Raw genomic sequence first — 17,872 nt, 5'->3', positions numbered from 1 at the left:
AAATAAGTTATACGTTCTGAGTCAATTCCATTGCAAGCCGAATCATATCACGGCATACAATCCCATTTTCAATAATCTCTTCTTCATAATGCTTCGAAAAGTAATCAAAATCAATAGAAAAAATACGAAATCCACATTTTTGGTATAAAGCAAGTTGTGAAACACTAGAATTGCCTGTACCAACTTCAAGTTTTGACATACCATATCCTTTAGCAATTTCTATGGCATGACTTACTAGCTTCTTCCCAATCCCTTTTCCTTGCAAATGCTCTACAACCGCAATATTCATAATTTCCATCGTCTTCGGCCTTGTTTCCAAAAGAACATATGCACCGATAACACTCTCCTCTTGCTTAGCTACATATGTTAACCCTCTTTGTACATATGCATCAATTTGCTGCTCACTTGGATCAGCAAGCAGCAATAAAGATTTCGGTATAGCTTCTTTCGAAATAGGTTCTATTACAACAGACATAAAAAATTCCCCCTTCTCTATTGTTCTAAACCCTCCTTGTCTACCATAAATAATAAAAAGGAGGGATTCACCATGGACAACAATGAGAAAAAGTGCAACGTCATCTCTATTGATGGAAAGAAGAAAAAAAGCGACACGTATTCCTATCCAAAATTAGTAGTAGAAAACAAAACATATGAATTTTCTTCATTCGTCTTATGCGGTGAAACACCAGACGGCAGACGACTTGTTCTTACTCATATGATTTCTACTGATGAATTTGCAGGGTTTGTAAAATCTTTAGATACAGTACTGCAAAAGAAAATCGAACGAATCTTTTTCTCATAATGATTATATAACATAAATTTCTCTTTCAATCTCTACTAACTGCTTTTGCAATTGTTCTTTACTTTGTTCATATAGTGATACATCGATTGTTTCAGCCAATGCAAATAATATACTTTCATAATAGTTCATCACATCTTGCTGCATCACTTTTTGGAATAAGTTCCATTTCATATCCCACTCTTGCTTATAATGATGAACAAATAAATCTTTTTCATCAGCTACATAATTTGATACAAGCGGTTCTAATACCGCTTTAGCATCTTCTTGCATGAAAGCTTTATCATTTTTTTCAAAAAAGCTTTTTTCATTTTTAAAATGTGCTAGTGCTTTTTTAAAATCTTTTACTTCAACTGACGGGAACGGTTCTTTATGTGTAATATCTTTATATTCATAATCCACTGTTCCACTCATAGAAATTGATTTATTCTCTGCTTTACAGTTCAATACAATTTCATTCTTTGCACGCTTCATCGCTTCATCTATCCATTTTTCAAGACGTAATGATGTCGCACGCATTTCTTGTAATAAATCATGCTGAATAAATGCTACTAATTCCATAACGCATTGTTGCAACTGCACTTTCACATTTCCATCCGTTCGAAGTGACGCTGGATTAATAAATTCAGTAAACACATCGTTATAGCGTAGGAATAGACGCTGGTGCACGTAATAAAGCAATTCTTTCACTTCATTTTGCATTGCCTGCTCTTCGGCAAGCACACTATATGATGAAATAATATGAAGTAGCTGATCACGCTCTGCTTCATATTTTTTTGTTTGCTTCTCTTTCTCTTCATTCCCCTGCTTTGCACCATTTATCATATTTACTAAAAGCTGATCTGCTCCTTGTAATGCACCATATAAAGCATGCACAGATACAAGCATCAAATCTCTCATCATAAAGGATGTAAATGATTCCTCAAACTTAGCAATCCCAGAGTTTTGTAAAATACCATATTTCTCTTTTTCAATATTCTTTCCTTGTTTCTCTTCAAGCGCACATAAACTTGAAATTGCAAATAAACGCGGATTTCTAATACCGTATTGCAGTAGCTGGTCTGCGATATAACCTTTTACCATTTCAAGTTCTTCTTCAGACTCTGCTAAATCGGCTGCATTAATTAAGAAGAACATTTTATCAAGAGCAAAGGTATCCTTTACACGACCAAGCTGAATTAAAAATTCACGGTCAGCACGAGAGAACACATGATTATAATACGTTACAAATAAAATAGCATCTGCGTTTTTAATATACTGGAATGCAACGTCCGTATGGCGGGCGTTAATAGAATCCGCTCCAGGTGTGTCTACAAGCGCTACTCCTTGCCTTGTTAAAGCACAATCATAATAAAGCTCCATGTACTCAACAAAACACGATTTTTCTTCATTCGCTACATAATCAGAAAACTCTTCTAATGTAACTTGTACTTGCTCCCCTAAATGAGCAGAAACCATATCATACCCTTTTTGTACCGCTCGTAAAAAGCTAAATGTTGTTTTTTGCTTCCCAGTTGGTGAAGGATATTTCATAACTTTATCAATTTGTGCTAACGCCTCATCTAACGTAGTAACCTCATAATGAAACAGCTTATAAACAGCTTTCATATCTTCTAATAGAGCTTGCTTTGATTTGAATTGAACCATTACTGTTCCGTGTGGTTTTTCCTCTGTAACCGGCAAAATTTGATTAATCGTTGCCGTTGTCGGATTTGGTGATACAGGAAGTACCTTCTCACCAAGCAATGCATTGGCAAATGATGATTTCCCAGCACTAAAAGCTCCGAATAACGCTACTGTAAATTGTTTCGTTTCCACACGACGCCTTTTTTCTATTACCTCTTGCTGTACATGTTTCAGCGCTGGCAATGGCTCTAATATCGTTTCAGCTTTCTTCACTTTCTCTAATATACGCTGAATATTTAAAGCTGCCGTTCCTTTTATCTCTTCTTCATGAGCCGCTACGTTATCATTTACAATTTCCTGCTCTTGTAGTGTGAATTTCTCACTAACAATTTGTTTTTTACTTTGCAATATCTCCTCTATTTGCAATCCTTCTGGTGTAGCAATACGCTCATGCCAAACATTTTGCAAATAACTTTCATATGTCTCCAAATTGTTACTGTATTGCAATTTCGTTTCTTTTGCCGTTTGCAACATCGTATATTTTTCTATCTCTTCTTCAATACGGGCAACTTCTTCCTTCACCTTTTGCTTTAAAACGACTGCACTTTTATCAAAAATTTGCTGTGCTTTTGCAAAATAACGTTTCTTCAGTTCATTCGCTACATCCGCTGTATAAAGAAGTAAGTAATCACCTGTGAAACCTGCACCTTGTTTAATGACTTCGGCTAACATGTCTGGTCCAAAAGCAATTTCTAATGCATATATGTCTTTCCCAATTTCCTCTGTAAACAATCCTTCTTCTTTTAAGAAGGCAACAATAAATTCTTTCACATGAAAATCAAGTTGTGTTTCAACAGTCTTTTGCAAGGCAGAATAAAAAGCATCTAAACGTCTCTGTTTTTCTTGCTCCGTCTTTCCTTTCGCAAATAGCAAACCGACCTTAAACTTAGTTAATTTCGTTTCTAAATACGCATTTGCCAATTCTCTCATTTCAAATGGCATTAAATACGCGTTATCTAATATAGCTTGTAAGCCCTTTATAAATTCGTTTCTCACATGAGATTCTTTACTAGTCTCGCGATGTTTCGTTTCCGTTAGCTCTTCTTTCTTTTCAACTATCTCTGAAATGGAAAGCGGTGATGCTAACTCTTCCTCATATTTCAAAAGAGCTTTTTCATTTTCAGAAAGAATAAACGAGAAATGTTCCCCCATTAAATATTCTGTTTCTCGCTCCATTCCATCTCTTACATACTGCTCTTTTTCTTTCATAATAGAAGTAATTAATGTTTCTAAGCTTCCAATTTCATTATGTGTATGGTTCATCATTCGTAATGAAGTATAATACACTCCATCTACTTCAATATCCCAGTTAGAGAACGATTGTTTTACACTATCTTTATAATCCTCAAACGATAATTCATTTTCTTTATGTTTATCTATTTGATTTACAACGAGATAAACCGTTTTATTACGTTGTTTCAATTCTTTAACAAATTGTAAATTCACTTCCGATTGGACGTGATTATAATCCATCATATAAAAAATTACGTCTGCTAGATGCAGCGTTGATTCTGTCGCTAGTTGATGGGCATCATCTGTTGAATCAATCCCTGGTGTATCAACTAACATAACACCCTCAGGAATTGGCGCATCATTCCGATAAATGTGAACACCAATTACCTCATCACCGTCTTTACAAATTTGTTTTAATTCTTCAGCTGAATATGCACCGTCATACTCGTACTGTTCTCCAGATTTAACCGTTACAACAACACGATCCATCCCTTTTTCAATTTTGACAACGTTAGCGCTTGTCGGAATTGGACTTGTTGGTAATAACTGTGCTTTATATAGATGATTCATCATCGTTGACTTCCCTGCAGAGAAGTGACCGCAGAACGCTATCATAAGCTGCTCTTGCTTATATTTTTGAATCACCTCAAACAACTTTAAACTATTCTCTGCATCGCCGTGTTTTTGCCACTCTTCATAAAAACAAACAAGTTTTTTCATACCGTTTGTCTGTACTATGTTTGTCATCCCCTTGTTCCCCTTTATCCAAGATGTATATACTATACCCGCTATTTGCGAGCTCGTAATCAGTGAGAGTTACCCCTACCCATTGATTACAGTTTCACTTTACTATCATACTAAATTTTCAGCATATTCTCATTAAAAATAAAAAATCCCTTTCATTCTTTTTACAAATGAAAGGGATTTTATGTCATATCACTCATTTTGCTGTTCCTACTCCATTTAAAACATACTTTGCAATAACTGCATATACAGCAACTGTACCTGCTACTAATGCATATACCATACTCATGCACCAACCTTTTTTTGATAATGATTATCACTTTTGAATACATTTTATCATTAAAGAGAATCATTATCAACACTTTTCATAAAGAAAGCCCCTTATAAGAAGGAGCTTTACTGCCTGTTTTGAAGAAGGTTAAAACTTGTTGTGCACTCTTATTATATCTCATACTACGCAACTTAATAGTTAAAAAAAATGGAAATCTACCCTATACCCTCCATCTTACATTTTGTATAATAAAAGGGAATTACTTAACAAGGAGGAAAATAATGACACAAAATATTACGCAAGGCGAGAGGATACACTCCATCGATATTATTAGAGGAATAGCTGTACTGGGTATTTTTCTTGTAAACTGGCCTGTTATCGCTGGGATTGACTCACGTGATCTTTCAGGAATTTATGAGGGGCTAGATAGCTATATCCGTCTGTTTTACGATATGTTTATTCAAACAAAGTTTTATACTATCTTTTCATTTTTATTTGGCCTAGGCTTTTACATTTTTATGACTCGCGCTGAAGCGAAAACAGATCGACCAAAAACTTTATTTGTTCGTCGCTTACTTATTTTATTATTATTTGGTTTCTTACATTACGTTCTTTTATGGGACGGAGACATTTTACATACGTATGCAATCGCTGGATTTTTCTTATTTTTATTTTATAAGAGAGAGCCTCGTACCATTTTAATATGGGCAATCGTTTTATTAAGTATTTTTCAGTTTCTTATGCTAATTGCTAGTATTGGGATTGCCTTCATACCAAAGGAGGAACTTGGGTTATCCTTACCAATCATGCCACTTGAAGACTGGGTGTCACAAATACAAAATCGTTTCCATGCATTTTATGCTGATGGAATTGAACTAAACGTATTCATGCTCCCAGAAACAGTTGGGCTATTTTTACTTGGTTTATATGCCGGCAAAAAGGATATTTTCCGCCGTACGAAAGAATTAGATCCAAAGCTTAAAAAATGGCAAATTATTATGTTCATTTTAACATTGCCAATGTGGTTCTTCATGGTCCGTTATTTCTTATCAAAACCATCTTATGAACCAATTTATATGCAGGCCTTTACAATGTTTAGCGGAAAGACATTATTCATTTTCTACATTTTCACGCTCATGCGCTTATTACAAAAAGAAAGATGGCAAACATTATTACGACCATTCCAATACGTTGGACGAATGGCGTTAACAAACTACATTTCACATACAATCGTTACGTTACTTGTATTCGGACTATTGTTCAAAAATGATTATCTTGCTCCATTATGGGTAGGACCACTATTCTGCATCGGTTTCTACACATTACAAATCTTTATTAGCCGCTGGTGGCTATCACGTTATCAATACGGACCACTTGAGTACATTTGGCGTCTTGGTACGTACGGGAAAATGATGCCACTTAAAAAGAAAAGCAAGGTCTCATAACGAGACCTTGCTTTTTTACGCTTCCCTTACTGCACTTTGCATAGACACTGGCTCTTCTTTTACTTTCGCTTTACGCTGCGGCACCATATTAAATACAATATTTAAAAGTACTGCTGACGCACTTCCAAGTACAATTCCGTTATCTGTTAAAATACGAATGTTTTCAGGAAGTTGTGAGAATAATGTAGGAACAACTGTAACCCCAAGCCCAATTCCTACAGAACATGCAACGATTAATAAGTTTTCTTGTTTACCAAAATCAACGCTACTTAACATTTTAATACCATATGCCATTACCATACCGAACATCGCTAACATTGCACCGCCAAGTACTGATTTCGGAATGATTGTTGTAATCGCTGCGATTTTTGGAATGAACCCAAGAACGATTAACATACCACCACAAGTATAAATAATAACGCGATTTCTTACTCCAGTTAATTGAACAAGTCCTACGTTCTGAGAGTATGTTGTATATGGGAACGCGTTAAAAATACCACCTAACACCATCGCTAATCCTTCTGCGCGATAGCCTTTTGTTAATTCTTTTTCACCAATCTTTTTATTGCAAATATCAGATAATGCAAAGTAAACACCTGTTGCTTCCACAATCCCTACGCAAGCAACTAAAATCATCGTAATAATTGGCGTCAATTCAAATGTTGGTGTACCGAAGTAAAATGGCTGAATACCATGGAACCAATCAGCCTCTCCAACCGCTTGCAAGCTTACTTTCCCCATAAATGCTGCAACGATTGTACCAAATAAAAGACCTAATAAAATAGAGATTGAACGGATAAATCCGTCAAAGAAACGATACATAATGATAATAAATAGTAACACACCAAATGCTAATGCTAAATTTTCAAGACTACCGAAATCCTTGCTTCCTACTCCTCCAGCCATATCATTAATTGCTGCTGGAACAAGTGTAACTCCAATTACGGTAACGACAGATCCTGTTACAACTGGTGGAAACAGTTTTACAAGCTTTCCAAATAATTTCGCAAAAATAACAACGAATAACCCGGCAGCAATAATTGCTCCATAAATAGAAGACACGCCGTATTGTTTTCCGATTGCAATCATCGGCCCAACCGCTGTAAATGTACAACCAAGTACAACTGGAAGTCCAATACCGAAAAAGCGATTTGATAATGCTTGTAAAATTGTCGCAACGCCGCACATTAATAAATCAATTGAGACTAAGTATGTTAACTCTTTTTGATTTAAACCAAGTCCGCCGCCGACAATAAGCGGAACGATAATTGCGCCAGCATACATAGCAAGCATATGCTGCATACCAAGCGATGCGATTTTAAATGGATGTTGCTTCATCGTTTATTTCACCTCCGCAGTTTCTTGCTGTACAAATGTAACTGTGCCGTTATCAAGTGATGCAATTTCTGCTAGTGACTCAACACGAACTCCTTGTTCACGAAGCTTCTTTCCTCCATCTTGAAATGCTTTTTCAATAACAATACCAATTCCTGCAATACTCGCTCCAGCTTGCTCTACTAAACTCATTAAACCTAAAGCAGCCTGACCGTTTGCTAAAAAGTCATCAATAATTAAAACACGGTCATTTTCATCGATATGATTTCGAGATAATGAAATTTCATTCGTTTCTTGTTTCGTAAATGAATATACGTTTGCAACGTACATATTATCTTGTAACGTTAACGATTTACGTTTTCTTGCAAAGATTACTTTTACACCAAGCTCTAATGCAGCCATAACTGCCGGTGCAATGCCTGAAGATTCAATCGTTACGATTTTTGTAATGTTCTCTTCTTTAAAACGTTTAGCAAATTCTTTTCCGATCTCTTGCATAAGTACTGGGTCAATTTGATGATTCAAAAATGCATCTACCTTTAATACGTCACCAGATAAAACCTTTCCTTCGTTCAAAATCTTTTCTTGTAATACTTTCATGTTTGTTCCCCCTCTTATGCAATAAAAAACTCCAAAAGCCGCCACCACTCGTTACAAGTGAGAGACGCGCTTTTGGAGTTTCGCAAAAAAGAATGCTAAACAAGCAAATATATTCGTCCTCACTCATAGTCAAAGTATTTACGGTACTTCGGTAGAAACTTGCAGGCCATATCCCCGCGATTATATGAGTGTAGCTAACTATTTATTTTATAGAAGGATTATAACGCACTTTTTATACTTTGAAAAGCATTTATCAAAAAAACACGTACAAAATTTTAAAAACCACTGTTTTCGTTCGAGTTTTGTAAACTCTTACATAACATTTCAAAGCGTCGTTAAAATAATCGGCCCCTCTTTTGTAATCGCAATTGTATGCTCATATTGAGCTGATAATTTCCCGTCCATCGTTCTCGCAGTCCATCCATTTAAATCTACTTTAGAATATCGCATACCTACATTTACAATTGGCTCAATCGTAATTACCATTCCTTCCTGTAATTCTGGACCTTGTCCTTGTTTGCCAAAATGAAAAATCGCTGGTTCTTCATGAATCTCTTTCCCAATCCCGTGCCCCGTAAAGTCTCTTGCGACAGAAAAACCTTCATTTGCTACATAACTTTCAATTGCATAGCCAATGTCTCCTACATGATTACCGATTATCGCCTGATCAATTCCTTTATATAAAGCATTCTCAGCTGCTAACAATAACCTTTTCGCTTCATCAGAAACACTTCCAACTATATACGTCCATGCAGAATCTGAGAGACCACCTTTTAAGTTTACTACCATGTCGATTTTCACAATATCTCCTTCCTGTAAAGGTGCATCACTAGGGAAACCGTGACACATTTCACCGTTTACAGATGCGCAGATTGCGTATGGATATCCGTTATAACCTTTCTGTTCAGATCTTGCACCATGCTTTTCTAAATATGCTTCAACAAACGTATCAATTTCTTTTGTCGTAATACCTGGCTTTATCATTTTCGCAATTTCTCTATGACATGAAGCAAGTAATTTTCCAGATTCGTGCATCAAATCTATTTCATTTTTCGTTTTAATTGTAATCATTCTACCTCTCCTTGCTAAACCTGCTATTTGCTACTAAAGTTCAATCATACACATCCTCTGTCAAAATTTCAAAACTCCCAATTACAACAAGTACAAAAATATGTATCCTATATTTCTAAATCAAAATAAAAAAAAAAACAGAAGCTCCCCTCTGTTTCTTAATCATTTTTACATATATAATTCATTTTCAAAAACTCAAAACAACTACCATTTGTTTTCTGTATATATGTTCCAATTGCTTCAAATCCTGCTCTTTTATACACTTTAATTGCTCTTTTATTAAATGTCGCTACTGATAGTGTTATATCATTGCACCCGTATTTTTCTTTACTAAAAGCTAGTCCGGCGTTTACGAACTGTAAACCAAATCCATTTCCGGTTATATCAGGTCTCATTCCAAGACCTATATCAACCGTTCCATTATTTATTTTACAAACAGTAAAGAACCCAATAAGAGTGCCATTTTCCTTCACAGAAAATGCATGATCTCCTCTACTCTCATCATGTAAAAACTCAGCTAAATCTTCTTCATCTGCCCCTATATCGTAAAAGGAATATCTCCCTTCATAATGCCAGTTATATGCAATTTCTTCTGCTTCTTCTTGCCTCATTACTGTATATGTATAATCCATTCTCCCATCCCCTTTAAAAAAGAGCTGCAATTAAGCAGCTCTTTTTTATAACTCATAGATTTCTTTATACTTCGCTTCTAAATAATCTGCTAAGTAGTTTGCGTTTAATCCTTCGCCTGTCACATCTTCTAAAATTTCCAGTGGCTTTTTCGTTTTACCGTATTGGTGAATATTTTCTGTTAACCATTCGCGAATTGGCGTTACGTTTCCTTCTTCTAATAATGCATCAAAGTTTGGAATGTCATTTAACATTCTTTGCTTAAATTGCGCTGCATACATGTAACCAAGCGCATAAGATGGGAAGTATCCAAATGAACCACCAGCCCAATGGACATCTTGCAATACACCTTGTGCATCGTTTTCCGGACGAATTCCTAAATATGCTTTCATCTTATCATTCCAAGCCGTTGGTAAATCCTTCACTTGTAATGTACCATCAAATAATTCTTTCTCAAGTTCATAACGAACCATGACGTGAAGCGGATATGTAAGCTCATCTGCTTCTATACGAATAAACGATGGCTTCGATTCGTTAATCGCATCATAAAACTCATCTACTGATATATCATTGAATTGACCATCGCTATACTCTTTTAATAAATCATAATTTTTCTTCCAGAATGATTTATTACGACCGATAAAGTTCTCAAAGAATAGTGATTGTGACTCATGAATACCCATAGATGTTCCACTACATAGCGGTGTACCTTCAAATTTTTCTGCAATATTTTGTTCGTATACTGCATGACCACATTCATGAATTGTTCCAAACACAGCCATGCGGAAATCTTTTTCATCATAGCGTGTCGTAATACGAACATCCCCTCTATTTAATGTAATCTCGAATGGATGTACCGTTTCATCAAGACGACCTGCTTCAAAGTCATAATTCAATTGCTTTAATAGCTCTAATGTAAAGTTTTTTTGTTTTTCTTTTGAAAAATGTTCTGATAAAGCACTTGTCTTTAATCTCTTTTGTGACTCCGATATTTCTTTTACGAGCGGAACGATACGTTCACGAAGTTGACCAAATACGTGATCTAACACTTCTACTGTAATACCTGGCTCATACATATCTAATAATGTATTATATTTATATGTTTCGTAACCCCAATATGTAATAAATTTCTTTTTGAATTCAACAATTTTTTCTAAGTATGGACGGAACATTTCGAAATCAGATTTTTCGCGAGCTTCTTCCCACACACTTTCTGCTTTCGCTTCTAATTTCACATATGCCTCGTATTCCGCTTGTGGAATTTTCTTATTTCTATCATATTCTTTACGACACTCTTCAACCATTTTCTTCGTCGTTTCAGATAGTTTATCTTCACTTATTAAAGCTTCAAGCTCTGTTAAATAGTTCCCCATCTCATCTGAAGTCGACATGGCAAACACTTCTGATGAAAGCATACCAATTACTTCCGAACGCTGGTCTACACCCTTTTTAGGCGCACCTGTTCTCAAGTCCCAAAACATTAAGCTTAATGCTTCTCCGTAATTCTGTATTTTCTTCACATATGTTAAAAATTGTTTTTCTACTTCATATGTAGCTACTGTCATCGTATAAAAACCTCCCTTTTCTACCTCAAACTTAATTCGACATGGAAATCTAAATTCCTTTTATAATAGAAAAAAAGCTTGGCAAGCGCCAAGCTTTCTCCTTATAATTCTTTACCTTCTACTGGTAGTACGTTTTTCACCGCTTCTACCACTTTCTTATCTTCTGTATCAGATAAGAAGATCGATATAGCACCTTTATCGTCGCTCGTACGAATTAAACGGCCAATCCCTTGACGAAGACGTAAAATCATATATGGTACATCTACATCCCAGAATGGGTCATTTACATGTTTACGCTTTGCTTCAAACACAGGATCGTTTGGAGGGAATGGTAATGACCAAATAATAACATGTGATAATGATGAACCAGGAATATCTAAACCTTCCCATAAATGTACGGCACAAAGCACAGTCTCTTCTTCATTTTGGAAACGAGAAACGAGCTGACTAATTTCTTGATCCCCTTCATATAAGAACGGAACTGACATTTGCTCTTTACTTACATATTCTTTAAACGCTGCAAGCTCTTGCGTTGTACGGAATAATACAAGCGTACGTCCATTTGTTTTCTGTATATTTTCAAGTGTATATTGACACTTTCTTTCCCATTCATTTTCTTTCGTATGTGATAGTAAGTTTACTGCCATTTGCTCTTCATAATCAAACGGTGAGGCAACTGAGAATGATAAGTAATCTTTTACCCCTAGGCTATTTGCTGTAAATGCGAATGAATCGTTATTAGATAGCGTAGCAGAAGAGAAAATATACGGGATTTTCTTCGAGAATACTTTCTCTTGTAACACTTCTTCAACTGCACGTGGCATGATCACTAACGTGAAGGCTCCATCACCTTCTTCACCCCACGTAATTACATTTTTCTCGTGCATGAACAGACGAAGTGAATGTTCTAACACATCTAAATGTTCATCAACGATATTTAAGTCATACGTGTTTACTGTATGCATTTCACTTTCAAATACTAATGCATCACCGACTTCACCAATTTTCGCATAAAGTCGCTTCGCTTCAGCTGTTACTTTTTCTGTCACAGTAATTTCTAAACGATCAGAACCGGCGATTTCCTTTTTATGTTCTTGTAAAACATCAAAGAATCGCTCTGTTTGCCAAATTGTTTCTTCTACTAAATGTGCGAACTCTTCACGAATATCGTTTTGCAACAATCTTGTTAACAGTTGCTCCATCATCGTTTGCTTTAAACGATACGTTAAAGCTTTTTGAGCTGCGTATTCTACAAGATGACCTTCATCGAATACAACGCAGCTACTTTCTGGTAATAACGGAATTTGTCCTTCACGCTTACGAGCATCGTACGTCCAAATATGATCCATATAGAAATCTTGAGAACAAATAATTAAATCTGCTGCTTTACGATAATGCTCGCGAGAAAGCGTTTGACCACAACGATGACGAGAATCACAAGTGAAGCAATCTTGGAAGTAATCCCAATTTACTTTTGACCATTCCTCATCATTTAAAAGCGGAAATTCTTTTCTGTCACCGTAGTGAGTAAAGTTTTGCATCGTACCATGATCAAATACAAACTGCGGTAATTCATAATATACATCCTCAATTACTTCTGGAGCTCGTCCACTCATAACATCTTCAAGCTTACGTAAACATAAATAATTATCCATTGATTTCGCAAGTCTTACATCGACTGCTAAACCTAATGCTTCAGATAATTTAGCAATGTCCCCTTCTTCTTTCACAAGCTGCTCAATTAACGTTTCATCAGCACAAGCGATAATAGCTGGTTTTCCAGTATAACGTGCATAGCAAATTGCATATAGAAGATATACAATTGTTTTCCCTGTTCCTACACCCGCTTCTGCGAACATTACTTTCTTTTCTTGGAAAGCACGCTCTAATTGAAACGCCATAAAAATTTGTTCATCACGCTCTTCAAAGCCTTTTTCCGGAAGGATGTCGTAAAATACATCTCCAATCCATTCATTCAACTTATCATAAAAATTATCTTGTTTTCCTACTTCAAATGGTAATCTCTTCTCAGTAAACATCCTTAGCCTCCAACCAAAAAGTTTTTCTATAAAAAGATATAGTAACTGCTACTCATATGTGTGCAGCCACTTTCCCCTGTTGCCATACATAGAAATACACGAAAAAAAATTTTCCTTTCGAAAAAGGAAAATTTTCTTCTATATTAATGACTTTAAATACCGTTTATCAATCGCTGTTTCATGTGAAAGAGCTGACAAATATTCTTCTTGTGCTTTTTGTATTTCATCTACAATCACACCTTGACTATCCACTTCTTTCCCGAGCTCATCATACGTACGGTGAATAGCTTTTTGAATCATTGATAATTGGAAACTATCCATATCAGTTCCTCCTTTACGCATTACATAATAGCCAGTATATGCGCGCTGGAGGAGTTTTATACTATGAATTACGCGGTGGACGTTTTCCGAAGTATTGGTAGTAATCTGTACGGATAAATCCGTTAAACAGTTTACGTTTCTTTGATGCATCTTTTCCGTAGCACTTCTCAAATGCTTCGTAACTTGTTAATACATACGCTGACCATGTGTCTAATGGACGGAATACTTGTCCCATTTCTTTGTACAATTGTTCAACAAGCGCTTTTTCACTTAAACGTTCTCCGTATGGAGGATTCGTTACAACATAGCCATAATCCTCTTTTGTCGTGAAATCTTTTACTTGCATTTGTTTAAATGTAATTAAATCACCTAAACCTACTTCTTCTGCATTATCTTGAGCAACTCGAATCATACGATGATCAATATCTGATCCGATGATTTGCAGTGGTTGATTATAGTTCGCTAAATCTTCAGCTTCTTGACGAGCTTCACGCCAGTTTTGTTTACCGATCCAGCCCCACTCATCTGATGCGAAGCCACGGTTAAATCCTGGTGCGATATTTTGTCCTATTAATGCTGCTTCAATCGGAATTGTACCTGATCCACAGAAAGGATCCACGAAAGGACGATCTGGCTTCCAGTTTGTTAATTTAATTAAAGACGCAGCTAATGTTTCTTTTAAAGGAGCTTCCCCTTGATCCATGCGGTATCCACGTTTATGAAGCCCAACACCACTCGCATCAATTGTTAATGTTGCAATATCCTTGAGCATTGCAATCTCAATACGGAATAACGGACCATCTTCTTCAAACCAAGTTGTACGTTTATATGTTGTTTTTAATTTTTCAACGACAGCTTTTTTCACGATACGTTGGCAATCCGAAACACTGAACAACTCAGATTTTAATGATTTACCGATTACAGGGAACTCTCCATTCTCTGGAATATAGTCTCCCCAGTTTAATGCTTTCGTTTTCTCAAACAGCTCATCAAATGTTGTCGCTTTGAATTCGCCAACTTTAATTTTCACACGGTCCGCAGTACGTAACCATAAGTTCGTGCGACAAATCGCCTTTTCATCTGCTTCAAATGTTACTTTGCTGTTTTCCACTTGGCATTCATAACCAAGATCACGAACTTCTCGAGCAACTAATGCTTCAATACCCATGGCCGCTGTTGCGATTAAAGTAACTTTTCCCATTTGCATTCACCTCTTATGTATAGTCAAACAATAATTAACAGCAATTTGTCCTATTAATTATTACATTTTACGAAGAATTTTCTCATTAACCATTTTAACTCATAATTTATAACTTCATACAAATAAAAAGCCCTCCTCTAACAAAGGAGAGCTGAGTTATTTCATAGTTGGTTCATAACGTTCTGTAAGCCATGTTCTGTTCCTTTGTACTGCAAACGGCCCACGCCTCGTACTCCGGTGGCAATCATCTATCTACAGGTTATACAACCTGTCCTTTCCCATCGTTCATTTCCTTGGAAAAGATTCCCCTACCATTATTTGGGTTTCTCGCTCGTGGGGTTTACCTCGTTCCACTCCTATCATTTCTTCAAGGACTTCGTCACTGTGGCACTTTAAAGGTAGTTAAACCATATCCGAAAGGACTTAGGTTTTTTCCCTGCCGTTAAACCAGCCTTACAGCCAGAATACCCTAGCTTATGAATTGGCTAGGCACGAACACTACAGCCATCTCAGGCCGTGCGAGCATGGACTTTCCTCTACAACGTTGGCGTTGCAGCGATTACCCAAACGTTATGACATCCATTAGTATAGTGGAAACAAAAAGATTTTGCAATGTTTTTTTCTATGTAAAATGCTTTAACCTTTTTACCACCAGAAATTATTCGTATAACTTACTTCCAAATACAGCTTTTTCTAAATTAGATAGACGTTTTAAAATGTCCGTATTCGTGTTGTTATATACAGGTTGTGCAACTGGTGTTTGTACCGGTTGTTGCGGAACTTGTGTTGCCGCTACTTTCTGTTCTTCTAATTCACGTTTCAAACGAACATTTTGTTGTTTTAATTGATCAAATTCCTTATGAAAGGCTTCATAATCTTTAATAATCATATCAAGAAACTTATCTACTTCTTCTTGTTGATAACCTCTCATACCTGTTTTAAATTCTTTTTCTAAAATATCTTTCGCTGTTAATTTAATTTTATCCGAAATCATTTTCTTCACCTCAAATTTTTGCCAAAGCTTTCATTAACTAAATTTTTTCAGAAACAATGCTTTTTGTCAATCAAATATACGAGTACTATATTACATATTACTCTGCATTATTCCACTGTTCCTCTTCCATTATATCTTGTAAATCAGAAAAAAGAATGAAATAACTGTGATAATTTTCTATTTCTCCTTTTTTCTTAGCTACTTCTACAATATATTTAGGGCTTCCAGGCTTTTCTTCATCATATACAGCTAAAAGTGCATCGCTTTTTTCAATAAAAAATTGATTCTTTAATTTAAATTGCTCTGGACTTTCATACTTCCGTTTCGTAATACTATCAATGTGATCTGCTTGCGAAAGAATAAATTCGTAATATTCACGGTTATCTTCCTTCCAATTTTCTTCTTGTTCTAAAAAAGGAGTAAATACCGCTAATTTTAAATCTGGATATTCTACTTGAATCTCAAAAACAACTTCAGCAGCCCATAATTCGACTCCTAACTGGCCGCTTATAATCACCCACTCCAAACCATCTTCTACAAAAGCAGTTAATTTACGACGCAGCGCCTTTTTTATACATTCTACTCCTGGATGATCATTTTTAAATATGCCAAGTTCAAATGGCTTATATCCTGTTACAGCAACAACTTTCATATCTACACCTCAACTACAAAAAAAGAACTAGCATTTCGCTAGTTCTAACATATCATTTACTTTTTAAATATTCCACCAACGTTTGGTCCAATATTCGGACCTACTGGTGATACATTGTTTGGTAAAAATGGTGATACATTTGGTCCTGGTCCAAATGGTGACACGTTTGGTCCTGGTCCAAATGGAGATACTTGATGTCCAAAATGTCCATGATGTCCATGATGTCCATGACCACATGGTCCACATCCGCCGCCAAATCCTGGGTCAACTGGATCTACAACATTTACATTTGAGTTTGTTTGTGGGAAGAAGTTTTGGTTTTTAATTTGTTGATGATGTACATGTGTTGTATGTGTTGGGAAAATGTGTGGCACCACCGTTGTTGAAAAAGAATGTGTTACACACTGTTTCGTCGGATGAATGACAGGAGCAGTTGTACAGATAGGTCCTACAGGCTTATGCCCTCCAAAACAAGGATGACAATGATGCATAGTTTTTTCTCTCCTCTCTCGTTAAAAAAATCTGACTACACTTTACAATATGAGAAAAGAGGGAAAGCCGTTTGTTATATATACCCATTTATTAAAAGGAAATTTGTCTAGCCTTCTGCTTTATACGTAATGCTTTTTATAGACAACCCCCTATGATTACTTACCAAAAAAACCTCCAACTTGCTTTACAATACCTGTCACTTGGTTCATCGCATTCATCATTTGTCCAGCTGTATTCATCATTTTATTTACATCATAGTTACCATCTGAGTTTTTAAATTGGGAAACAAAACTAGAAAATTGACTCGGTTGCTGTTGTTGTTTTTGTTTATTCTGCGTCGGGTACGGTTGTTTTGGTGGATAAAACATCGCTTGTTGATTTCCATAGGGAGATGGTGGTGGCATATAGTATTGTGAATTCATATAGGGTTGCTGTTGTTGATCCATATAGGGCTGCTGTTGTTGATTCATATAAGGTTGTTGCTGTTGTTGTTGATTCATAAACGACACTTCAAATGGCTGGTAATAATTTTGATTTCCATAATGAGGCTCGAAAGGATACATATTATACCGTAAATATGTATCCGTATTATACTGGTACATATTTTGCTGTGTATATGGATTAGTTTGCTGATATACGTTTGATTGTTGAAACATGCATTCTCTCCTCCTTCACATAAGTTTCTACATATATAATATGTACCAGTAAAATAATATGTGTGACGGAGTATCTGTCTATTTTTGTCGGAAGTTTAAATTTTTAAAAAATTAAAAAAGAAAACCCTTCCATGCTAT

At 35.9% G+C, this 17,872-nt stretch carries 16 protein-coding genes, 1 other RNA gene and 1 riboswitch; of the genes, 2 read left to right on the top strand and 15 right to left on the bottom strand.

Going from position 1 to position 17,872, the window contains the following annotated elements:
* Positions 1-7: 7 nt before the first annotated feature.
* A complete protein-coding gene (locus tag ACXY7N_RS06710; RefSeq protein WP_016134030.1) occupies positions 8-475 on the bottom strand; it encodes a GNAT family N-acetyltransferase in 468 nt (155 codons plus the stop codon).
* A 72-nt stretch (positions 476-547) separates the two neighbouring features.
* Here ACXY7N_RS06710 and ACXY7N_RS06705 point away from each other — a divergent pair, with 72 nt between their 5' ends.
* Entirely contained in the window at positions 548-802 is a 255-nt protein-coding gene (locus ACXY7N_RS06705; protein ID WP_000369740.1) for a DUF3931 domain-containing protein, read from the top strand.
* Between the two features lie 3 nt (positions 803-805).
* On the opposite strand, the gene ACXY7N_RS06700 is transcribed toward ACXY7N_RS06705, so the two are convergent.
* Positions 806-4,465, bottom strand: coding sequence for a dynamin family protein (locus tag ACXY7N_RS06700; RefSeq protein ID WP_488592332.1), 3,660 nt, complete (start codon positions 4,463-4,465; stop codon positions 806-808).
* A gap of 549 nt (positions 4,466-5,014) precedes the next feature.
* Here ACXY7N_RS06700 and ACXY7N_RS06695 point away from each other — a divergent pair.
* Entirely contained in the window at positions 5,015-6,178 is a 1,164-nt protein-coding gene (locus ACXY7N_RS06695) for a DUF418 domain-containing protein (RefSeq protein WP_088083514.1), read from the top strand.
* Positions 6,179-6,193: 15 nt separating this feature from the next.
* On the opposite strand, the gene pbuX is transcribed toward ACXY7N_RS06695, so the two are convergent.
* From pbuX to ACXY7N_RS06630, 13 genes are all read right to left on the bottom strand, one after another.
* Positions 6,194-7,516, bottom strand: coding sequence for a xanthine permease PbuX (pbuX, locus tag ACXY7N_RS06690; RefSeq protein ID WP_016134027.1), 1,323 nt, complete (start codon positions 7,514-7,516; stop codon positions 6,194-6,196).
* Positions 7,517-7,519: 3 nt separating this feature from the next.
* The gene (locus tag ACXY7N_RS06685) at positions 7,520-8,113 is read right to left on the bottom strand and encodes a xanthine phosphoribosyltransferase (protein WP_000866483.1); all 594 of its coding nucleotides are present in this window, start codon (positions 8,111-8,113) and stop codon (positions 7,520-7,522) included.
* 106 nt (positions 8,114-8,219) lie between these two features.
* Positions 8,220-8,321: riboswitch (purine riboswitch) on the bottom strand.
* Positions 8,322-8,437: 116 nt separating this feature from the next.
* The gene (locus ACXY7N_RS06680) at positions 8,438-9,184 is read right to left on the bottom strand and encodes a type I methionyl aminopeptidase (RefSeq protein ID WP_431153470.1); all 747 of its coding nucleotides are present in this window, start codon (positions 9,182-9,184) and stop codon (positions 8,438-8,440) included.
* Between the two features lie 158 nt (positions 9,185-9,342).
* Positions 9,343-9,816 carry a GNAT family N-acetyltransferase gene (locus ACXY7N_RS06675; RefSeq protein ID WP_033659654.1) on the bottom strand — a complete coding sequence of 158 codons (474 nt, stop codon included), beginning with the start codon at positions 9,814-9,816 and terminating at the stop codon, positions 9,343-9,345.
* 45 nt (positions 9,817-9,861) lie between these two features.
* The gene (ypwA, locus tag ACXY7N_RS06670; RefSeq protein WP_016134024.1) at positions 9,862-11,379 is read right to left on the bottom strand and encodes a carboxypeptidase; all 1,518 of its coding nucleotides are present in this window, start codon (positions 11,377-11,379) and stop codon (positions 9,862-9,864) included.
* Positions 11,380-11,480: 101 nt separating this feature from the next.
* Positions 11,481-13,418 (bottom strand): ATP-dependent DNA helicase, encoded by a 1,938-nt coding sequence (locus ACXY7N_RS06665; RefSeq protein WP_016134023.1) that lies wholly within the window; start codon positions 13,416-13,418, stop codon positions 11,481-11,483.
* A gap of 138 nt (positions 13,419-13,556) precedes the next feature.
* Positions 13,557-13,739, bottom strand: a complete 183-nt coding sequence (locus ACXY7N_RS06660) for a DUF3921 domain-containing protein (RefSeq protein ID WP_000376898.1) — start codon at positions 13,737-13,739, stop codon at positions 13,557-13,559.
* Positions 13,740-13,800: 61 nt separating this feature from the next.
* Positions 13,801-14,940, bottom strand: coding sequence for a THUMP domain-containing class I SAM-dependent RNA methyltransferase (locus ACXY7N_RS06655; RefSeq protein ID WP_000521222.1), 1,140 nt, complete (start codon positions 14,938-14,940; stop codon positions 13,801-13,803).
* Positions 14,941-15,120: 180 nt separating this feature from the next.
* An RNA gene (gene rnpB, locus ACXY7N_RS06650) (RNase P RNA component class B) lies at positions 15,121-15,511 on the bottom strand.
* 87 nt (positions 15,512-15,598) lie between these two features.
* Complete coding sequence (gene gpsB / locus ACXY7N_RS06645) at positions 15,599-15,934, bottom strand: cell division regulator GpsB (protein ID WP_000622428.1); 336 nt, start codon at positions 15,932-15,934, stop codon at positions 15,599-15,601.
* A gap of 97 nt (positions 15,935-16,031) precedes the next feature.
* Entirely contained in the window at positions 16,032-16,586 is a 555-nt protein-coding gene (locus ACXY7N_RS06640) for an SLOG family protein (protein WP_088083498.1), read from the bottom strand.
* Positions 16,587-16,642: 56 nt separating this feature from the next.
* A complete protein-coding gene (locus ACXY7N_RS06635; RefSeq protein WP_016134022.1) occupies positions 16,643-17,077 on the bottom strand; it encodes a CotD family spore coat protein in 435 nt (144 codons plus the stop codon).
* A 156-nt stretch (positions 17,078-17,233) separates the two neighbouring features.
* A complete protein-coding gene (locus ACXY7N_RS06630; RefSeq protein WP_088083496.1) occupies positions 17,234-17,734 on the bottom strand; it encodes a YppG family protein in 501 nt (166 codons plus the stop codon).
* Positions 17,735-17,872: the final 138 nt, after the last annotated feature.

This window comes from Bacillus sp. 5w2 (assembly GCF_054353775.1).
This window is presented reverse-complemented; position numbering and strand designations above follow the sequence as displayed.